The organism is Pseudoalteromonas sp. SG45-1, assembly GCF_014164135.1.
In the GTDB taxonomy this organism is placed as follows: domain Bacteria; phylum Pseudomonadota; class Gammaproteobacteria; order Enterobacterales; family Alteromonadaceae; genus Pseudoalteromonas; species Pseudoalteromonas distincta.
In genome coordinates, this window is the sequence record NZ_JACJEP010000007.1 from 138,586 (window position 1) to 159,047 (window position 20,462).

The window sequence follows — 20,462 nt, forward strand, 5'->3', positions numbered from 1 at the left end:
TTAATCAATAAGGAAATAATTATGAACAAACGCATTTTAGTAATTTCATCATTACTGGCTTTAGGCTTTTTAGGCGCTAATGCACACGCAATGGACGTTCACGCGACTTTTAACGAACTTGATAAAGACAGTAACGGCACATTAAGTGAAGCCGAAGCAGGTGAAGATGCTGTGTTACACGAGAATTTTTCTCAAATTGATACTAATCAAGATGGGCAATTGTCGCTAGATGAATTCAAAAAATTTATTCAATAAACTCATTTAATAAGGAACGTGATTATGAAACAACTTATAGCCGCTTTTTCATTAATGTTTTTAGCAATTAGTGCCACCGTAATTGCATCGCCAACAAATGTGCGTTTTGCCCACTTAGATAAAGACATGGACGGACAAATATCAATTGCAGAAGCAAAGGAAGATAAGGAAGTAATGAGACAATTTGCCGACTTAGATGAAGACGGTGATGAAAAGGTCTCAAAAAAAGAATTTGAAAGCTTTAAACCTTAATGAGTAATTACTGATTAAGCTTTACTTAAGCTTGTTATAGGTAAACTGGAATTAAAAGCATTTGCCATAATCCCTGAGGGAGTGTGTAAAAGGATTTAATGTTGGGAGTTAAATTACGGCAAGTGCTTTTTCCTTTTCACTTTATTTTAGCCACAAACTTTAAATACATCTTTTGGAAGGAACACCATGAAGATACTTCCCCTTATTATAAGCATCTTAATGCTATTAAGCTTTGATGCCGCTGCACTTGATGTAAAGCAACGCTTTGATCACCTCGATAGCGACAAAAGTGGCTATTTAACGCATGACGAACTTGATCCCCAACCACAACTATTAAACACATTTGTAAAATGGGACAAAAACCAAGATAACCAAATTTCGTTAATCGAATTTAAAAATTACCTTACCAATAACCTCTACTGAGTATTTTTCATGAAAAAAACAAGCTATATAGCGCTTTTTGCGTTTAGTATTTTTAGCACATTAGGCTTTGCTGCAAGCAACAATGTTGCAGAGCAATTTGAAAAACTTGATAGAAACCAGGATGGTTTTTTAACACGTTCAGAAACCGCTGTAGACCCCGCTTTGTGGTCTCGATTTTCAAGCTATGATCAAGACAAAGACGGCAAGCTAACGCTAAGTGAATACAGTTTATATGCAAGTAAGTAGTCTTATAGCTAGGTACACAAACACCTAGCTTATTATATTTATACTATTAATTACGTTCAGACTTTATTTTTAGAACAATGCGCTAAGTACTCTGCATCAGTAGGTTTTGGGCTCACCATAAAATCCATTTTGAGATAAGTTAGAATCGGTTGCTTACTCGTATTTTCAACTGTCGGTTTCCAGCGCCATAAACCCACAGCAGCTGCCGCATCAATATCAAACACGCCCTCAGGGTAAGACGAGACAACCTTATACCCTTGGACTTCACCTTGTGAATTAATTAACATAGCAAACTCAACACAGCCTTAAATACTTTTCTTTGCAGCTTCTATCTGACATCGCGGCTCAACTCTTTTAGCAACATCCCAGTATTCACCTACCTTACTTCGCAGTTCAGGACTTGATAAATCAATAAAACTCGGCATTTCATCGTTTACTTGTTTATCAGACATTGAGCTACAGGCTGTCAGCATCATGCTCAAGGGAGTAATAAATAGAGAGCTTTCATAGCATTCCCTTATTAATTCGTTATAAATAATTTTTTAAGTAGTTGCATCAATTACCTGTTATGCAAACGCACCACCAAAGTGAGATATATAAATACTCCACTTAAAATCTTATGACTTTCTTCTTTCTCCCGTTATTTGAAATGCTTCGCCAGCCGGACAATTCTTTAAATATTTTTCACCTACTGGTTTTGAGTCAATAGTGAAATCAATTCTAATATGAGTAAGAACAGGCTGTTTAGCTACATTTACGTTAGTAGGCAACCAGGCCCATGTACTTAAAGATTGAGCTGCGGCTTCATCAAATAACCCTTTAGGATATGAGGAGGTTACTTTATATCCTTGCGCCCTACCCTCAGAATTAATGATAGTCATGAGTTCTACACAACCTGCAAGACCTTTTTTTGCAGCAGCTATTGGATATTGTGGTTCTGTTCTTGTTAAAATATTCCAATAGTCTTTCACCCTATCGCGCAGCTCAACACTTGATAAATCTATATAATCTAGCTTTTCAACAGTTTCCTCTGTCGTAGGTGTTGCTCCACATGCCGCAAGTAATGAAGTTAATGGGAGTAATAAATAGAGGGCTTTCATAGCGTTTCCTTGTGCTTTATTGATTGTTTTACATACTAAATAATCACATCAATTACCTATTTTGTAAACAGTTAGTAAAGAGAAAAACCTTATAATGAGGCCTATCAATTCATTGGTATTATAAAATCAAGTTTGTTAATGTAAGTAAATTAACAATAAAAATTAAGTAACCATGTCGCTCAAAAAAATAATCAAACCACTCATACTAGCCAGCCTTTGCGCTAGTTCTAGTTACACTATTGCACAAACAAAAGTAATTTATAACGCCAATGGTTATACCCCTTTATACCAAGGTGAAGTACAGCAGTTTACTACCCTCGTTATTAAAAATGGCAAGGTAGTAAAACTAGGTAGCGATACACTTAAAGATAGCTACCCAGATGCCAAGCTAATTGACGCGCACGGTAATACCTTATTACCAGGCTTAATTGATGCTCATGGGCACGTTATTGGCCTTGGCGATAATTTATCGCAACTTGATGTACGCGGTGCAGAATCGGTTGATGAAGCAACGAATAAACTAAAAGTATTTGCCGATAACAAACAAGGTTGGATTATAGGGCGAGGTTGGAACCAAGAGCTTTGGGCTGATACACGCTTTCCTACTGCTAAAGATTTAGACAAAGTAGTTAACGATCGACCTGTGGTGCTTTCTCGAGTTGATAGCCACGCCATTTGGGTTAATTCAAAAGCGCTCGAACTTGCAGGTATTACCGCCCAAACAAAAGCACCTGAAGGCGGTGAGATAATTAAAGACGAATTTGGCAATCCTACGGGTATTTTTGTAGACAAAGCAGAATCGCTAATTACCCAGCATATGCCAGCCCCTTCAAAACAAGATATAAGTGACTCACTTGATGCAGCAGGTAAACATTTATTAAGTTTAGGCATTACCTCTACTCACGATGCAGGTATTGATAAAACCACATGGGAGGTTTATAAAGAGCGCGGCGACCTTGGTAATTTACCGCTACGTATTGTGGCAATGTTAAGTGGTGCAAGCCCTGATTTAGACACAATGTTAAAGGCAGGCCGATACCACGACAAAAATGACTTTATGGAAATTCGCAGTGTTAAAGTTTACGCCGATGGCGCATTGGGCTCTCGTGGTGCAGCACTTATTGAAGAATATGCAGACAGACCTGGTCACCATGGTTTAATGCTTGAAACACAAGAGAAACTCGAAGCACTCTTTACACAAAGCTTTAAAAGCGGCTTTAGCGCAAATACTCACGCCATTGGCGACAAAGCAAATAAAGTAGTACTTGATGCCTATCAAAATGTATTTAAAAAAACGGGCGGTATATTACTACGAAACCGAATAGAGCACGCCCAAATTGTAACCCCTGATGATATCCCTCGCTTTAAAGCGTTAAAAATAATCCCTTCAATGCAGCCAGTGCATGCCACTTCAGATATGCATATGGCAGAGCAGCGTTTAACTGAAAAACAACTAAGCGGCGCCTACGCGTGGCAAACATTTTTACAGCAAGGTTCGGTTGTTGCTGCGGGCTCTGATTACCCTGTAGAGCTTGCAAATCCATTTGATGGTTTGTATTCAGCAATTACACGCATGGACCATAACAAACTACCGGAAAACGGCTGGCGCGCAAGTGAAGTACTAAGCCGCGAAGATGCATTACGTGCATTTACGCTTGGTGGCGCCTATGCAGCTCATCAAGAATTTAAGGTGGGTAGTTTAGAAAAAGGTAAATGGGCCGACTTTATTTTAATTGATAAAGACTACTTTAAAGTGCCTGTTGACGAGATATACAAAACAAACGTACTGCAAACGTGGGTAGCAGGAATAAAGCGATACGAAAAAACTAAGACAGAAAATACCACCGAAAAATAAAACTAAAAAAGGGTTAACGCAAGTTAACCCTTTTTGGTTGTGTAGGAAGGCACTTTTAGCTAAACATGTTTTTCACATCTTTTAGCATGTCGTTGTACTCATCACTTGTGAATAGCTGCATAGACGGTATAACGCCTTTGTCTATATACGTTTGCAGCGCTGCAGACTTATCAGAAACCTGTAACGTGCCCTCTAAAATAGCCCCTACTCGAATAAAATCCACGTAACTTACTTTTTCAGGTTTGTAACTTGGGTCAGCCCAGCTCTGAGCTACATCAACAAACTCTTTAGGGAATTCCCACGCTTGCATAATAGATGAGCCAACCTTTCCGCTAAGCTTTTGAATTGCATGAGCCAAAAAGCTTGGATTAGCAAATACCTCTGGGTGGCGCTCAGCTTCAGTTAAAATTGGTAATACACCAATATTATAAACAAGTGCGGCGAGTGTAATAGAATCGCGGTTAAGTGACGTGTGCTTACTATTTTTTAAATAAAACTCCATAAGTGATATTGAATGGCTAGCAACGGTTAATGTTTTTTGCCATGCCTTACCCATGTAGCCTTTAATTAGCTCATTATTTGATACAAATAATTGTTCCATAGCCATAGCTGTAGCAATGTTTTTAATTTGACGTAATCCAATACGAGTCACTGCTTGTTGTAAATTAGATACTTTTACAGAACGTCCCATAATCGCACTATTAGCTACTTTTATCATACGAGCTGAAAGCGCTGGATCTTGTGAGATTACATCTGACATTTGGATTAAATTCACATCTGGGTTATCTGCAGCTTGGCGAACCTTAATCGCTACTTCAGGTAGCGTTGGTAAAACCAACGTATCGTTATTTATTCTATCGACTAGAATCGTTAATAAAGCGTTTTCTGTAGACATAAAGCTGCCATCCTTTTGTGTTCAGCCTGTAAAGTAACTGCAAACTCAGGCAGTTAATTTTCGTATTAGTAATATAATTAGTATTGTCTAACTTACCGATAAAGTTAAGAAAATTATAGAAGTTTATTTTTATTTATAATGCTTTACCGCTCATGCTTGCCTTACAACGCCAAATACTTGCTATTTACCATTTAGTTTTGCTTTAATGCACTCACAATAAGGAAGCGTTTGTACATACTTAATATTTTAACTAAAGCAGTACAAATTATTAAACTTACTTTTTAACAGGCAATATAATGATCTTAAATAAAATTAGCCAAGCAATTATGCTCTCTGGTGTTGTTTTTCTTAGCGCATGTTCTGAACAAGCGCCGTCTTCTACCGACAACACAGCCGTAGAGCTTGCTCAAAAAAGCAGTGCACAGTCAGGCCCTAAGCTTATTAATGCAGATAAACAACGTTTAGATATTTACACCGACTTTAGCTTACAAAGTGATTTATCGCACTTAAGCGATAATCAACGAGCAATGGTTGCAAAGCTTATTGACGCTTCAAAAATAATGGATGAGTTATTTTGGAAGCAAGCATTTGGTGAAAATAAAGATGCTTTTTTAGCAAAACTAAACGATGAAAAAGTACGTAAATTTGCTGATATTAACTATGGTCCATGGGATCGTTTAAATGGTGATGAAGCATTTTTATCCAGCTATAAAGAAAAACCTCTTGGCGCACAGTTTTACCCTGCTGATATAACCAAAGAAGAGTTAAACAATGCAGACGTTGAAGATAAAACAGGGCTTTATTCTGTAATTAAGCGTGATGAGCAAGGTAAGCTTTACAGCGTGCCTTATTCAAAAGAATACGCTGATGAGCTTGCAAAAGCCGCTGATATTTTACGTGAAGCAAGCAAACTTGCTGACGATAAAGAATTTGCTAACTATCTAAACTTGCGTGCCGATGCTCTACAAAAAGATGACTTTCAAGTATCTGACTTTGCTTGGATGGATATGAAAAATAACCCAGTAGATGTGGTTATTGGTCCAATTGAAACTTATGAAGATCAATTATTTGGTTACCGCGCAGCTTATGAATCTTACGTACTTATTAAAGATTTAAAATGGAGCGAACGCTTAGCTAAGTTTGCAGCATTTTTACCTGAACTTCAAAAAGGCTTACCTGTAGATGCTAAGTACAAACAAGAAGTACCAGGCTCTGACGCCGACCTAAATGCATATGATGTTGTTTACTACGCTGGGCATTCAAACGCGGGTAGTAAAACAATAGCAATTAACTTACCAAACGATGAGCAAGTACAGCTAGAAAAAGGAACTCGTCGTCTGCAACTTAAAAACGCAATGCGTGCTAAATTTGATAAAATTTTAGTGCCAATTTCAGAGCAGTTAATTGTACCAGAGCAGCGTAAACACATTACTTTTGACGCATTTTTTGCCAATACGATGTTCCATGAAGTGGCTCACGGTTTAGGTATTAAAAATACAATCACAGGTAAAGGTACTGTTCGTCAATCACTACAAGAACACGCAAGTGCACTTGAAGAAGGTAAAGCCGATATTTTAGGTCTATACATGATTGAACAGTTACTTAAAAAAGGCGAAATTACTGAAGGCACTATTGAAGATTATTACACCACCTTCATGGCAGGTATATTCCGCTCAGTTCGTTTTGGCGCATCAAGCGCGCATGGTAAAGCAAATATGATCCGCTTTAACTTTTTTGCTCAAGAAGGTGCTTTTTCTAAAAATGAAGAAGGCTTATACCGCGTTAATATGGAAAAAATGAGCATTGCAATGGCCAAGCTTTCTCGCTTAATTTTAACCTTACAAGGTGATGGCGATTACGAAAAAGTAGATCAACTAATTGCAACGCATGGCGACATTAAAGAAGAACTTGCTAAAGACTTAGAAAAACTAAGCAAAGCTAATATCCCTGTAGATGTAACATTTAAGCAAGGTAAGGAAGTACTAGGGCTTAAATAAGTTTAGTTAAACTTAGTTAAACCCTAAAAAAGCGTTGCAGCTTAAAACTGCAGCGCTTTTTTTAGCTCTGTGATTTGTAGATCTGTATAAGGCACTGCTGGGTGTTTACCCCATATTGGCGCAGGCCATGCAGCATCACTCGTAAAACGCGCAATATGATGAATATGTAATTGCGGCACCATATTACCTAAAGCCGCTATGTTTAATTTATCAGGTTTAAATACATCCATTAATAATTTACTTAGCTTGGCTGACTCTTTTAAATAAACAATTTGATCATCCTCAGATAAATCAATTATCTCTTTTAAGTTAGCCTGCCTAGGCACTAATACAAACCACGGATACAAGCTGTCGTTCAATAAAAGTACTTTACACAACGGCCAATCGGCAAGTTCTATACAGTCGCGTTTAAGTTCTGGCGCTAGTTTAAATTCAGGGTGAGTCATTGCTATGTCCTACTTTGTCTTTGATAATCGCCACTTTATAGCATTTAGTTGCAGTTGCACACGCTTGGCTTTACCATCAAAGCAATATTTATAATAAGCTAAGGCAACCTTGTGCTAAAAAAAATAAAACACCTCTCACTAGCTATACCGTTAATGGTTGGCGCTATTAGTGTTCAAGCAAAACCTTTATCGCTGGAGCGAATTTTTGACGATCCGAGCCTTTCTGGTAAATCACCTGTACAACTTAAATTTTCGCCTGACGGCAGCCGTGTAACTTACCTACAAGGCAAAAGCGATGACTACAACCGCTACGATTTATGGGAATACAATCTAAAAGATAACACCAACCGTGTGCTAGTTGATTCAGCAAAGTTATTTTCAGGCCCAGAAAACCTATCAGATGAAGAAAAAGCACGCCGCGAACGCCAACGTATTTTTGGTAAAGGCATACTTGAATACAAATGGTCTAAAGATGGCAAAGCACTTTTATTCCCACTCAATGGTGACCTTTATTATTACGATTTAGCCTCAGATAAAAGTAAAAAACTAACCGACACTGAAGCATTTGAAACCGATGCACGCTTTTCACCTAAAGGTAACTACGTATCGTTTATTCGAGAGCAAAACCTTTATGCTTTAGAGCTTGAGTCTGGTAAAGAGATTCAGCTTAGTAAAGATGGCGGCGGCGTAATTAAAAACGGCATGGCCGAATTTGTTGCTCAAGAAGAAATGAGCCGTATGACAGGTTACTGGTGGTCAGGTGATGAAACTAAAATTGCCTATACCCGCGTTGACGAAACCCCTGTAAAAGAAGCTATCCGTAACGAAATTTACGCTGATGAAGTTAAATTATTTAACCAGCGCTACCCGTTTACAGGTACCGATAATGTTAAAATTCAACTTGGTGTGGTTAAGCTAAACGACCAAAAAGTAGATTGGATTGATTTAGGTAAAGATGAAGACATTTACATTGCACGCGCTAAATGGCTAAAAGACGGCAATACACTGTCGTACCAATGGCAAAATCGCTCGCAACATAAATTAGAACTGCGTTTTTATAACAGCGAAACTAAAGCCCAAAAAGTAGCGCTGACCGAAAATAGCGAAACGTGGATAAACCTACATTTTGATCTTGAGTTTTTAAAAGACAAAAAACACTTTGTATGGGCATCTGAGCGCGACGGCTTTAAACATTTATATCTGTATCGTACAAACGGTCAACTTGTTCGCCAAATTACCTCAGGTGACTGGGCTGTTGATAGCTTAAAAGGTATTGATGAGAAAAAAGGCATTGTTTACTTTGCCGGTCGAAAAGATACACCGCTTGAAAGCCATTTATACAGCGCGCCTTTATTTAAAAAAGGCGATGCCAAACGTATTACCGAAAAAGGTCAGTACCACAATGTTGTGCTAGCAAAGGACAGCAAAACCTTTATCGATAATAGCTCTTCTGATAATAAACCAAACTCAGCAGCACTTCGTAAAGTAAACGGTGAATTTATTACCTGGCTTGAAGAAAATAAGCTTGATAGTAGCCACCCCCTTACTCCTTATTTAAGCGACTTAACAAAACCAGAATACGGCACAATTAAAGCCGATGATGGTCAAGTTATGCATTACCGTTTATTTAAGCCTAGCGCCATTGCTGATGGCAAAAAGCACCCTGTTATTGTTAACGTATACGGCGGCCCGCATGCTCAACGAGTGACGAATAGCTGGCGCAGTAAAAACTTGTACTTTCAGTACATGGCGCAACAAGGTTATGTAATTTTTCAACTGGATAACCGTGGTTCGTACAACCGTGGTAAAAAGTTTGAAGATGCTATTTATAAACATTTAGGTGTGGTTGAAGTTGCCGATCAAATTAAAGGCGTAGAGTTTTTACGTACACTTGATTACGTTGATCCACAACGCATCGGTGTTTATGGCCACAGCTACGGCGGCTACATGGCGCTTATGACTATGTTTAAAGCGGGCGATTACTTTCAAGCCGGCGTATCAGGTGCTCCAGTAACCGATTGGGCTCTATACGATACACATTACACAGAGCGTTATTTAGGTCACCCCGATACAAATGCTAAAGGCTATGAAGACAGCGCAGTATTTCCATATGCTGATGGCTTAAAAGGCCCATTAATGATTTACCATGGAATGGCTGATGACAACGTATTGTTTACGCATTCAACTAAGTTGTTTAAACAACTGCAAGATAACGAAAAGCAGTTTGAAATGATGACCTACCCAGGCTCTAAGCACAGCCTACGCGGTAAACAAGTGCAAACACACTTACATCAAACAATTACAAACTTCTTTAATCGCCATTTTGACGTTAAATAAGCAAGTAAAGTAATAACAGACTAAAGGCTGATTGATAAATCAGCCTTTTTTTTGCATTAATAGGCGTTAAGCCTAGATTAAACTCTTTTTTTAGCTACGCTTATTCTATGCGCTAAAGCGCACACTTTTTGAGGATAAATGTATGCCTAATCTACGAAGTTTTAGTATATCCCAGCGTTTTTCACTGTTAATAGCCATCGTTGTATTTGGACTAATAATACTTAGTATATCGAGCCTAACTCATCAATATAGTTCGCTAGAAGACGAGCAATACATAAAAACACAAAATGTAGTAGAAACGGCGTACAGTATAATCGAGCACTATTATGCGCTTGAACAAGATAACACTCTCACTCAACAACAAGCTCAATCACAAGCACTTAATGCAATAAAAGCACTGCGCTACGACAAAACCAATTACTTTTGGATTAACAATTACCAGCCAACAATGGTTATGCACCCTATAAAACCTGCGCTTGATGGAAAAGATTTAACTAATAACAAGGACCCTGACGGCAAAGCATTGTTTGTTGATATGGTAAATATAGTTAAACGCTCTGGCGAGGGATTTATCCCTTATAAATGGCCAAAACCAGGTAAAGATAAACCGGTTGAAAAAATCGCATTTGTTAAAGGTTTTAATCAATGGCAGTGGATTATTGGCTCGGGTGTTTACCTTGATTCAATTGACGAAGCATTTAGCGAGCAACGTAACCTTATAGTCATCAGTGCAATAATTATGATTATTGCTGTTATTTTACTTAGTTACTTTATAGGTAAGAGTATTTTAATACCGACTCGCTTAGCAGCCGATATGATGAAAGACATTTCTCAAGGCGAAGGCGATTTAACCCGTAAATTAAATGAATCCGGTAATGATGAAATATCTGAACTATCACGTTCATTTAATTTATTTGCTCTAAAAATGCGAGAGTCACTTGTTCATGTAGCACAAAGTGCAAACGATGTAAGCGAACATGCGCATACAGTTGACGACTCAAGTAGAACAAGCCACTCATTTATTGAGCTTCAAAACGATAGTTCAACCCAAGTTGCAGCTGCCATGGAGCAAATGACTCACCAAATACACGATGTGAGCCGTAACGCTGAAGCTGCAGAGCAAGCAGCTAAGGATGCAGCACAAAATGCATCAACGGGTAAAAATGTGGTTGCGCAAACAATTACAGCAATAGAAACGCTCTCAAGCAACATTGAAACAGTAAGCCGTGTAACAGAAGATTTAGCCAACGAGAGCCATAATATAGGCTCTGTGCTTGATGTAATAAGAAGTATATCGGAGCAGACAAACTTACTGGCATTAAACGCTGCCATTGAGGCTGCTCGCGCAGGAGAGCATGGTCGAGGATTTGCTGTTGTTGCAGATGAAGTAAGAACACTGGCCAGTCGTACAGGGCAAAGTACTGACGAAATTCAAACCATGATCACTAAACTACAAGAAGGTGCAAAAGCAGCAGTAGAAGCAGTTAAATCAAGCCAAGCACTTTCAGTTTCTACCGTAGAGCAGGCGTCATCAGCCAATACTTCACTTAATGAAATAGAACGACTTGTTTCAATTATTACCGAAATGAACAGCCAAATAGCACGTGCCACAGAACAACAAACGCAAGCTGCCGACGAGGTTAATTTGCGTATAAATGAGCTATCTCAATCAACTGAGCAATCATTAAATAATACTAAGCAGCTTACCGATGCCAGTGATAATCTCAAACAAAGTAGCGAAGGTCTTTCGAGCGTAGTTAATCGTTTTAAATTAGATTAATCGATAGCGTTCTCATAAAATGCAAAAGCCCTGAATTAACAGGGCTTTTTAATTACATGTAAGTTTTTAGCTTACAAACAATAACGTGCAAACAAGCTCGTTACTGATGCAGCTGTTGGCTTACCATGCTGCCAATCACCGCCTTCAACACCGCTACCTGCTATATCCATATGAACATAAGGTAGAGGCTGTGCAGAGTCATTACCGTGCTTATCAAGCCCACCAACAATAGCCATAAACGCCATAGGGAACTGATGTCCACGAGCAGTAACGGCAGATGCTGCGTTATTGCTAGATAAAACATCGTCAGCTAGCGTACGTGGTTTAATAAAGTCGTAGTCTTCACGGCGTGAACGCGATACTTCAGCGCCATCGGCCCACAAATCTCCAAGGTCAGCTATTTGACGTGAAACACCAGCACTACGAGCTGGACCATTTTCAACATACGCACCGTAAGGACCCATTGCGCGAGCTGCATGACCCGTTAATGTAGCTACAGTAAATAACGTTGGATTAACCTCACCTTTAGCTAAATCTTTCATTTCGCTAAGCAGGTCGCCCATTGCTAAACGCCCTTCTGCATCGGTATTACCAATACGTACACGAACACCTTCACGGCTAGTAATAATTTCATCTGGCACAAAACAATCTGAGCCAATAGAGTTGCGAACAACAGCTAAGTACGATACCACTTTAACGCCTTTAGGCTGATAATCAGCAACGGCTTTCATAAAGCCCGCAACAGAAGCTGCGCCGCCTTTATCACGGCTCATGCCTGCCATATGGCCGCCTACTTTTAAATCTGCACCGCCTGTATCGTATACAAGGCCCTTACCTACAAACATAAGTGTGCGAGTAATTTCGCCCTCTGGTATATATTCAAGCTTAACAACACGGGGGTGATGGCGCTCAACTGCATACGATGCGCGAGCAACTGTACTTAGCATTGGGTAGTTTTTATCAATAGCTGCAATATCATCAATTACGTCAACTGCAATGTTTGAGTCTTTAAACAATTCAACACAGTAATCAGCAAAACGTGGGGGAGCCATACGCTCAGGTTCAGTGCCACACAGGTCACGCGCTGCATATTGGCCTGCTGCAATTGCATTAACAGCTTTAATAGTTTGCTCGCTTGCGCCAACTAAACCAATCTGTGTAATAGGTTCAATGCTTTCACCGTGATATTCACGCGCTTCTAATGGCTGCCATAAGGCTTGGCAAGCGCCTAAATAAGCAACTTCTAAAGCATGCTGATAACGGCTATCGCCATTTAAATTTGTTAAAAATAATGCAGGGTTAACACTGCCCGACGCTTTTGCTTCGTTAATTGCTAATTTAGCAGCATCAAAATAACGACGCACGTCGTCGTAATCTCTATTTAACGGACCGGTTGGCGCAAGTACAACGCGCTTGTTTTCAATTACTAATAAAGTAACTTGCTTACCGATGCGAGAATCTACGTTTGCTTGAGCTAAAATAGCATCACGTAATGAGTTATTTGGTAACTGAGAAAAGTCATTACTAATAATAATAAGCGCATCATGAGATGTGCATTCAAGGCTTGCACTAACCGCTTGAGGGTATGCCATAAATAAGGTCCTGTTAGAAAACATAAGCCCCTATTATCGTCGATTTAAATATTGAAGACCAGCAAGGAGCGATGAGCTAATCACATAACCTATCAATAAATGGCAACTTGGAGTTACAGGCTTTACAGCTTAATCGAGAATACTAAGTTGGAAGTTTTGCTCTGGCTCGTTTTTAATGCCAACGCCTATGCCAAGTAATCTTACAGGCTGTTGTAGCCCACGCTGGTAGGCCTTAGTAAGTAGTTGAACAAATATTTCTGTATTTAGCTCGTGGTATACCTGATCGGCAGAGGTCACTACAAAATTTGCAAACTTCACCTTAACACTCAATTTATTAATACGGTTTCGTAACTGCTGTTTATTAAGCCTTAAAACTAATTCGTCTAACAACCTTGGCAGCTCATCTAAGCACTCTTGCAAACTTGTTTTGTTGTACTCGTAGGTATGTTCAACACTCAGCGATTTTCTTATACGATCTGTGGATACTTTACCAACATACTCACCTGCACATTTTTGATAAAGCGACACACCAAAATTACCCACATGTTGCTGCATCCAGTTAACGCCTTTTTCACGTACATCCTTGCCGGTATATAAGCCTTTTAAATTTAGCTTTTCGAGCGTTACTTTGCCCACTCCTGGAATTTTCCCAAGCGGTAATTGCGCTAAAAAGTCATCGACCTCATCAGGCAAAACGACAAATTGACCATTCGGTTTATTTTCGTCACTGGCTATTTTGGCAATAAATTTAATCGGTGCAATACCAGCTGATGCAGTGAGCCCTGTAGCATTGTAAATATCGGCTCTTATTTGCTGTGCAATAAGTGTGGCACTGCCTTTACAAGCGGTGCTGTCTGTTACATCTAGGTAGGCTTCGTCTAAAGAAAGGGGTTCAATTAAGTTTGTATAGCGGCTAAATACTTCACGTATTTGGTTTGAAGCTTCTTTATATACAGCCATGCGCCCTGGGACAATAACTAAATCGGGGCATAATTGTTTAGCATGATAGTTCGACATAGCCGATCGCACGCCATACTCTCTAGCTATATAGTTAGCGGTTGAGAGCACGCCTCGTCGGCTATTGCCTCCAATAGCAAGCGGTACACATGCAAGTTTTGGATTATCTCGCATTTCTACTGCTGCATAAAAGCAATCCATGTCTATGTGAATAAACTTCTTCATCACCACAATAATAACTGGTTATTTATACAGTCATTATTATAGAATAAAATGTGATATGCAAGCCTAGGGCCTGTTTATCTTTCGAGGTTAAATTTGCAGCAGTATGTTTGGTATTTAGGCAAGGCAGAGCCTATGTAGTGTGGTTATTCCCCATAAATAGGCGATAACGTAGCACAAATGCCAAACATATGCTGCCCGAAGGGTTCTGCCTAGGGGCAATTTACTCTTTGTTGCTCGGTTTTTACTTAGCCCACTAGGTCACAAACCTCGCGCCGCGATTAAATAGCCCCTAGATTGAACAAATTTTAATCCTGAAAGGTCAACAGGCCCTAGTTAACGATTAAAAAAAGTGTTTATTGTCCTCCGATCTCTTATAACCACGTAGCCAATACACAACCTCAAATAAAAATCCTGCCAACATTAAAATGATAGCGCCAGATTCATTCCCCATCGCGTAACAGGTAAAAGAGGCTATAAAAACCAAACAAGCTAAGGACCAATTAATTATATTCTGCATATTATTACCTTTGTGTGTGTTTTTGTGTGTCTGTGTAATTTAACTGTAGACCTAAAATTAAACAGGTACAATCATCTTATAAAAAAAACATGCCATTAATTACCTTGAGCTCGTAACACCATGTTGATAATCTAAGTACTTTAAAAATCAAGGGCCAATAAATAATGCAAACGTTTAAAGATCAGCACCCTATTCATACCGATATCACCGTAGCATGGGCTGATATGGATGCGCTACAACACGTAAATAATGTAGTGTATTTACGTTACTTTGAAATAGCCCGAATCGACTTTTTAAATAAAATAAATTTGTTCGACACAATAAGCCCAAACGGTGTGGGCCCAGTAATAAGCGAAAATAACGTTCGCTATAAACGCCCAGTAACTTTTCCCGACACACTCACTGTAGGCGTTACAATTACAGATCTTAAAACAGATCGCTTTACCATGAACTACACAGTTTACAGCCATGCACAAAAAGCAATAACGACTACGGGTGCATCTAAAGTTGTAATGTTTGATTTTACTACAGGGCAAAAAGCCCCAATCTCCGAGCCTCTTTTATCGGCTTTAATCAGCCATGCTCAAAACTAATTTAGTTAAGGAATTTTTATGCAATACAACCCACTAGGTAGCAGTGGCGTAAACGTATCTCGAGTGTGCCTAGGGAGTATGACTTGGGGTAAACAAAATACTCAAAGCGACGCTGATGAACAAATAGCCTACGCGCTAGAGCAAGGCGTAAACTTTATTGATACAGCCGAAATGTATGCTGTACCTCCTTCGCCAGAGACCTATGGTAAAACCGAGGAAATTATTGGCAATTGGCTATCGCGTAATCAGCAAAAGCGCAGCGATGTGGTACTAGCTACAAAAATTGCAGGCAATGGATTATCGTGGGTACGTGATGGCGGCAATATTACTCGCCAAACAGTAATAGAAGCCGTGGATGATTCACTTAAGCGACTTCAAACAGACTACATTGATTTATATCAACTACATTGGCCAAACCGCTCTACCCCTCACTTTGGCAGACAATGGCCCGGCACTCTTAAATTTACCGACGTAAATACACAAGAGCAGCAAGCTAGTATGCTTGATATTCTAGAAGGCCTTAATGAATGTGTTAAAGCAGGTAAAATTAAGCACTGCGGTTTATCTGACGATACGCCATGGGGTATAAGCCAGTTTTTAAGTTTGGCCAAAGAGCATAACTTACCGCGTATGGTATCTATTCAAAATGAGTTTAGCTTAGCGCACGCTAAAGACTGGCCGTATTTAATAGAACAATGTGTACACGAAGATATTGCCTACTTACCGTGGTCGCCTTTAGCAGCCGGTTTATTAACGGGTAAATATCTAAATGGAGCTCGCCCTGAAGGCTCTCGTTGGACCTTCATGCAGCGTAACGGTATTTTTAGAGATACACCCAATGCAGAGCAAGCAACTAAGCAGTATGTTGAGCTGGCTCATGCAAACAATATTACTCCAGCACAACTAGCCTTAGCATGGTGTAACCAAGTAGATGGCGTAACTTCTTCAATTATTGGGGCAACATCTATAGCTCAACTAAAGGAAGATATAGACGCATTTAGCATAACGCTAAACGACGAAATTCTTAGTGAGATTAACACCATATTTAGAAACCATCCGATGCCTTATTAAGCATGTATGAGTTAAAAGCAGCCTTGAATGAGGTTGCTTTTTAACTAAAATATTTGACCCTACTACAACCAACACTATACTTTTATTAGGTTTTCTTAATTCAACGAACACTTATCAATGCTGAAAAACGGATACTATGCATTTTGCTTATTAATTGTATTCAACGCGCACGCCGTTGAGCAAAAAGCACAACCTCTAGAAGAGATTATTTGGCTGCAAAGTTACACGCCCCCTTTTCATATAGCTAAAAGTGAAAGCGCACCACAAGGCGGAATTTGCGACAACCTAACCGAGCAACTCATCAGAACCATAACTGATGTAAAACATACTCGCTTAATTGTTCCTCAGCAGCGTATAAATAAATATTTAAATGAAGGGAAAAATGTATGTTTTCCGTGTGTTATTTATAAAAAAAATAATAACCAACAACTTAACTACTCAAATCCAACAACGGTATATCCCCCATTTTCAATTATCACGACTAAAGAGCTAAAGCCGCAATTAGAAGAAAAGCACGGCTCGCCTATTCACCTTATTAATTTATTAACCGACCCGCAATATGTATACGGGCAAGCGGCTGCACGTAAATTTACAACTAAAATTAATACAATTATTGAAAATACAAAACGAGATAAAGAGTCTTCGTTAAGTTGGAGTAGCGAAAATGAAAGTCAGGCTGTTATAGCACGCTTGAGTCACGGCTTTTTAGACTACTCAATTGATTACCCGTTTATGGCTGATTACTTTAATAAACAAGGGGAGTATACGAATATAGAAAGTGTGCCAATTGCAGAAAATGACATTCAATTTATAAGAGGAGCAATAGGCTGTGCGGCTAAAGCACCTAATAATTTTGCAGAGCAAGCCCTTAAAAAAATTAACCGCGCATTAAAAAATAATGTACTTCAATCGCCTGAGTATCAACAAAGTCAGCATAATTGGCTTAAAACCACCTTTACTGACTTTGATAAACACTACCAACAGCAAGTCATTAATTTTTACTTACTTGCCACTGATGCTCAAGCAAACACTGATCATTAGCATAAAGCGCCACTGCAAAAATACTTTTAGCTGTTACCTCACCTACGCCCGACGGTGTACCTGTCATTATTACATCACCGTCTTCTAAGCTCATAAATTCACTAATTTCTTGTAAAATTGAGTCAGGGTTGTGCAGCATAAAATGAGTATCACCTCGCTGAATCACTTCATTATTAATTTTAAGTTCAAAGGTAAAGTGCTTCATTGCATCAGTTAGCGCTACAAAATCAGTTAAAATTACAGAGCCGTCGAACGCTTTAGCGCGCTCCCATGGAAGCCCTTTATTTTTTAATTTACTTTGCACAGTACGCTTAGTTAAATCAAGGCCGAGTCCAACACCTGCAAATTTTTTATCTTTAACTACAAAACATAGCTCGGTTTCATAATGCAGCGTATCGCCGTTGTGAGCTGCAAATAACGTATTAGTAATTGCGCTATTTGGCTTATTAAATAAAACCATTTGATCTGGCGTTTCGTTATTTAGCTCTGCAATGTGTGCGGTATAATTACGACCAACACACACTACTTTTGATGGTGTTAATTCTTCAGATACTAACTTTATTGAATGCATATAAATAATTTCTCAGTTATTGGACCTGTTGACCTTTCAGGATTAAAATTTGTTCAATCTAGGGGCTATTTAATCGCGGCGCGAGGTTTGTAACCTAGTGGGCTCGATAACTGATCCTGCGTTATTCTACTGACTTACATCCCTGTACGAATAAGTAAAAACCGAGCAACAAAGAGTAAATAGCCCCTGGGCAGAACCCTTCGGGCAGCGCATGTTTGGCATTTGTGCTACGTTATCGCCTATTTATGAGGAATAACCACACTACATAGACTCTGCCTTGCCTAAATACCAAATAAACTGCTGCAAATTTAACCTAGAAAGATAAACAGGCCCTAGCTAATAAGCGTTTCAAGTAAGCTCAAATTAATAGGTTTAAGTAAAACTCGGTCAATATTTAAATCTTTTATTTCTCTTGGATCTGGCTCTGCGCCACTTACAATCACTAAACGTAATTCAGGGTATCGTTCATTAATTTGCTGGCCTAAGTCAACGCCACGACCATCAGGTAAATGCATATCTAACAATATCTTATTAAATTGCTGATCGTGATTAAGTATTTGCAAACATTGTGCGCAGCTAGACGCAATGACGGTTTCAACGCCTAAACTTTCTAAAAGTAGTTGCGTAATTTGCGCTGCATCATGATCGTCTTCCACAAGTAAAAAGCGCTGCTTTTTCTCGGTTAAGCCATTACTACAATTTATATCTTTAGCTTGCGGTGCATGCTCTGGCGCTACCAAGTAATCTTGCAAACATTGATATAAAGCCGCGCTATCAACAGGCTTTGGTATTACATCGTTAAAACCAAGTGCAGCAAGCTCCTCATGTATGCCTTTCATCGTAGCGGCAGTGAGCGCAATTATTGGGCCTTTGTAGCCCATTTTTCTAAGCTCTATGGTGGCTTCCTTGCCGCCCATTACAGGCATATGAATATCAATAAAAATAATATCGTAAGGCGCTTTATACGCATCTGCTATGCGTACTTTTTCAAGTGCTTGCTGGCCATGTTCGGCATAATCTACGCGCGCACCACAGGTACTGATCATATGACCAACTAGCATGCGTAAATCACGTAAATCATCAACCACTAACACTCGCCCATGCACTTTGCATGGAGCCGATTTACTTTGTAATTGTGGGGCACTACTAAAATTAAGTACTTGTCGTTCTACTTCGCTAATATCACCTGGATATACCGAAATCGTAAATGTAGAACCTTTGCCTATTTCAGAGTGCAAACTAATATCACCGTGCATACGCGCTAACAATTCAGCACATATTGCCAAACCTAAGCCTGCGCCACCTACAGAGCGTGATTCTACATCGGCTATTTGTTCAAATGGCTTAAATATAAGTTCTTGTTTTTCAGGGGCAATGCCCATACCTGAATCTTTAATGCTAAAAAATAGCATTTCGCGATCATCAACCCATTGCGTCCACGCATTAACAACAATTTCGCCTTTATCGGTAAATTTAACCGCATTGTTTATTAGATTTATTAAAATTTGACGAACTCTTGTTGCATCCAGTCGTGCAACCAAAGGTAATGGCTGATGTGATTCAAAGCGCAGCGTAAGGCCCTTATCAAGCACCGATACGCGCATTAGCGTGTATACATCGGCAAGCATGCTATCAAGGTTAACTTCGCTTAGGGTAAGTTCCAGTTTATCGGCAGCTATTTTAGATAAGTCGAGCACGTCGTTTAACAAGCTCAATAAGTGTTTACCATTTCGATAAATAACACCCAATTCATTTTCAGCTTGCTGACTAAAATCGCTCTGCATTAACAGTTCGGTGTAGCCTAAAATAGACGATAGAGGAGTACGTAACTCATGGCTCAAATGAGCTAAAAATCGATCTTTTGAACGGTTTTCGGCTTCAGCTTTTAAGCGTTCTACTCTCTCGCCTTCAACATCTTTACGTGCCAAAGCATAACGAATAGCACGCGCAAAGCGGCTCGAACTCATTTCTGTTTTAATTAAGTAATCTACTGCACCGGCATCAAGCGCCGCCGAGTCTAACTCGTCGTTTGACTGCCCGGTAAGCATAATAATGGGACCGCTAAAGCCATTGGCAATTGCTTCTTTTAATACATCTAAACCATTCGATGCACCCAAGCGGTAATCAAGCAGGCAAATGTCGTGCTCATTTTTACTAAGCGTTGCAATTGCCTGCTCTGGAGAGCTTATCCATTGAATGTTAAACGTGTGTGAATCCAATTGGTCCAGATAGTCGCAGGTGAGTATGTAATCATCTTCATCGTCTTCTACAAGCAGCAACTGAGTCACTTTATCTAACATACAATCTCC

General features: G+C 39.4%; 20 protein-coding genes. 11 read left to right on the forward strand and 9 right to left on the reverse strand.

The window, feature by feature from the left end; translation table 11 throughout:
• Positions 1–21 precede the first annotated feature (21 nt).
• The 4 genes from H5117_RS08820 to H5117_RS08835 all read left to right on the forward strand — a co-directional run bounded on the left by H5117_RS08820 (position 22) and on the right by H5117_RS08835 (position 1,176).
• Positions 22–255, forward strand: coding sequence for an EF-hand domain-containing protein (locus tag H5117_RS08820; protein ID WP_002961641.1), 234 nt, complete (start codon positions 22–24; stop codon positions 253–255).
• 24 nt (positions 256–279) lie between these two features.
• Positions 280–507 carry a hypothetical protein gene (locus tag H5117_RS08825; RefSeq protein WP_024597597.1) on the forward strand — a complete coding sequence of 76 codons (228 nt, stop codon included), beginning with the start codon at positions 280–282 and terminating at the stop codon, positions 505–507.
• A 186-nt stretch (positions 508–693) separates the two neighbouring features.
• On the forward strand, positions 694–930 hold the full coding sequence (locus H5117_RS08830; RefSeq protein WP_033021630.1) for a calcium dependent protein: 237 nt from the start codon (positions 694–696) through the stop codon (positions 928–930).
• 9 nt (positions 931–939) lie between these two features.
• Positions 940–1,176 carry a calcium-binding protein gene (locus tag H5117_RS08835; protein ID WP_002961647.1) on the forward strand — a complete coding sequence of 79 codons (237 nt, stop codon included), beginning with the start codon at positions 940–942 and terminating at the stop codon, positions 1,174–1,176.
• 56 nt (positions 1,177–1,232) lie between these two features.
• Here H5117_RS08835 and H5117_RS20670 read toward each other — a convergent pair whose 3' ends face one another.
• The 3 genes from H5117_RS20670 to H5117_RS08845 form a co-directional block, all read right to left on the reverse strand.
• Positions 1,233–1,463, reverse strand: a complete 231-nt coding sequence (locus H5117_RS20670) for an energy transducer TonB (RefSeq protein WP_240915857.1) — start codon at positions 1,461–1,463, stop codon at positions 1,233–1,235.
• Positions 1,464–1,481: 18 nt separating this feature from the next.
• Positions 1,482–1,649, reverse strand: a complete 168-nt coding sequence (locus H5117_RS20675; RefSeq protein ID WP_259404298.1) for a hypothetical protein — start codon at positions 1,647–1,649, stop codon at positions 1,482–1,484.
• Positions 1,650–1,793: 144 nt separating this feature from the next.
• On the reverse strand, positions 1,794–2,276 hold the full coding sequence (locus H5117_RS08845; protein WP_024597594.1) for an energy transducer TonB: 483 nt from the start codon (positions 2,274–2,276) through the stop codon (positions 1,794–1,796).
• A 172-nt stretch (positions 2,277–2,448) separates the two neighbouring features.
• Between H5117_RS08845 and H5117_RS08850 the strand changes: the two genes are divergently transcribed.
• Entirely contained in the window at positions 2,449–4,131 is a 1,683-nt protein-coding gene (locus tag H5117_RS08850; RefSeq protein ID WP_024597593.1) for an amidohydrolase, read from the forward strand.
• Between the two features lie 55 nt (positions 4,132–4,186).
• Here the strand turns inward: H5117_RS08850 and H5117_RS08855 are convergent, their stop codons facing one another.
• Positions 4,187–5,026, reverse strand: a complete 840-nt coding sequence (locus H5117_RS08855; protein WP_039485043.1) for an HDOD domain-containing protein — start codon at positions 5,024–5,026, stop codon at positions 4,187–4,189.
• 296 nt (positions 5,027–5,322) lie between these two features.
• On the opposite strand from H5117_RS08855, the gene H5117_RS08860 reads away from it, so the two are divergent.
• Positions 5,323–7,023: a dipeptidyl-peptidase 3 family protein gene (locus H5117_RS08860; RefSeq protein WP_039485046.1), complete on the forward strand. Its 1,701-nt coding sequence runs from the start codon at positions 5,323–5,325 to the stop codon at positions 7,021–7,023.
• Positions 7,024–7,064: 41 nt separating this feature from the next.
• Here the strand turns inward: H5117_RS08860 and H5117_RS08865 are convergent, their stop codons facing one another.
• Complete coding sequence (locus tag H5117_RS08865) at positions 7,065–7,469, reverse strand: HIT domain-containing protein (protein WP_024597591.1); 405 nt, start codon at positions 7,467–7,469, stop codon at positions 7,065–7,067.
• 111 nt (positions 7,470–7,580) lie between these two features.
• On the opposite strand from H5117_RS08865, the gene H5117_RS08870 reads away from it, so the two are divergent.
• Together H5117_RS08870 and H5117_RS08875 are read left to right on the forward strand one after the other, a co-directional pair.
• The gene (locus tag H5117_RS08870; RefSeq protein ID WP_182737277.1) at positions 7,581–9,806 is read left to right on the forward strand and encodes a S9 family peptidase; all 2,226 of its coding nucleotides are present in this window, start codon (positions 7,581–7,583) and stop codon (positions 9,804–9,806) included.
• Positions 9,807–9,948: 142 nt separating this feature from the next.
• Positions 9,949–11,586: a methyl-accepting chemotaxis protein gene (locus tag H5117_RS08875; RefSeq protein ID WP_182737280.1), complete on the forward strand. Its 1,638-nt coding sequence runs from the start codon at positions 9,949–9,951 to the stop codon at positions 11,584–11,586.
• A gap of 71 nt (positions 11,587–11,657) precedes the next feature.
• Here H5117_RS08875 and H5117_RS08880 read toward each other — a convergent pair whose 3' ends face one another.
• On the reverse strand, positions 11,658–13,178 hold the full coding sequence (locus tag H5117_RS08880; protein ID WP_182737281.1) for a leucyl aminopeptidase family protein: 1,521 nt from the start codon (positions 13,176–13,178) through the stop codon (positions 11,658–11,660).
• A 129-nt stretch (positions 13,179–13,307) separates the two neighbouring features.
• Entirely contained in the window at positions 13,308–14,360 is a 1,053-nt protein-coding gene (gene dinB / locus H5117_RS08885) for a DNA polymerase IV (protein WP_182695735.1), read from the reverse strand.
• Positions 14,361–15,041: 681 nt separating this feature from the next.
• Between dinB and H5117_RS08890 the strand changes: the two genes are divergently transcribed.
• The 3 genes from H5117_RS08890 to H5117_RS08900 all read left to right on the forward strand — a co-directional run bounded on the left by H5117_RS08890 (position 15,042) and on the right by H5117_RS08900 (position 17,582).
• Positions 15,042–15,470 carry a thioesterase family protein gene (locus tag H5117_RS08890; RefSeq protein WP_002958095.1) on the forward strand — a complete coding sequence of 143 codons (429 nt, stop codon included), beginning with the start codon at positions 15,042–15,044 and terminating at the stop codon, positions 15,468–15,470.
• An 18-nt stretch (positions 15,471–15,488) separates the two neighbouring features.
• Positions 15,489–16,541, forward strand: a complete 1,053-nt coding sequence (locus H5117_RS08895; protein WP_154903473.1) for an aldo/keto reductase — start codon at positions 15,489–15,491, stop codon at positions 16,539–16,541.
• Between the two features lie 117 nt (positions 16,542–16,658).
• The gene (locus H5117_RS08900) at positions 16,659–17,582 is read left to right on the forward strand and encodes an ABC transporter substrate-binding protein (protein ID WP_182737282.1); all 924 of its coding nucleotides are present in this window, start codon (positions 16,659–16,661) and stop codon (positions 17,580–17,582) included.
• Here H5117_RS08900 and H5117_RS08905 read toward each other — a convergent pair.
• Both H5117_RS08905 and H5117_RS08910 read right to left on the reverse strand, forming a co-directional pair.
• The gene (locus H5117_RS08905; protein ID WP_149602190.1) at positions 17,533–18,153 is read right to left on the reverse strand and encodes a fumarylacetoacetate hydrolase family protein; all 621 of its coding nucleotides are present in this window, start codon (positions 18,151–18,153) and stop codon (positions 17,533–17,535) included. The two genes, H5117_RS08900 and H5117_RS08905, sit on opposite strands and share 50 nt — an antisense overlap.
• 332 nt (positions 18,154–18,485) lie before the next feature.
• Positions 18,486–20,453 carry a hybrid sensor histidine kinase/response regulator gene (locus tag H5117_RS08910; RefSeq protein WP_182737289.1) on the reverse strand — a complete coding sequence of 656 codons (1,968 nt, stop codon included), beginning with the start codon at positions 20,451–20,453 and terminating at the stop codon, positions 18,486–18,488.
• Positions 20,454–20,462 lie beyond the last annotated feature (9 nt).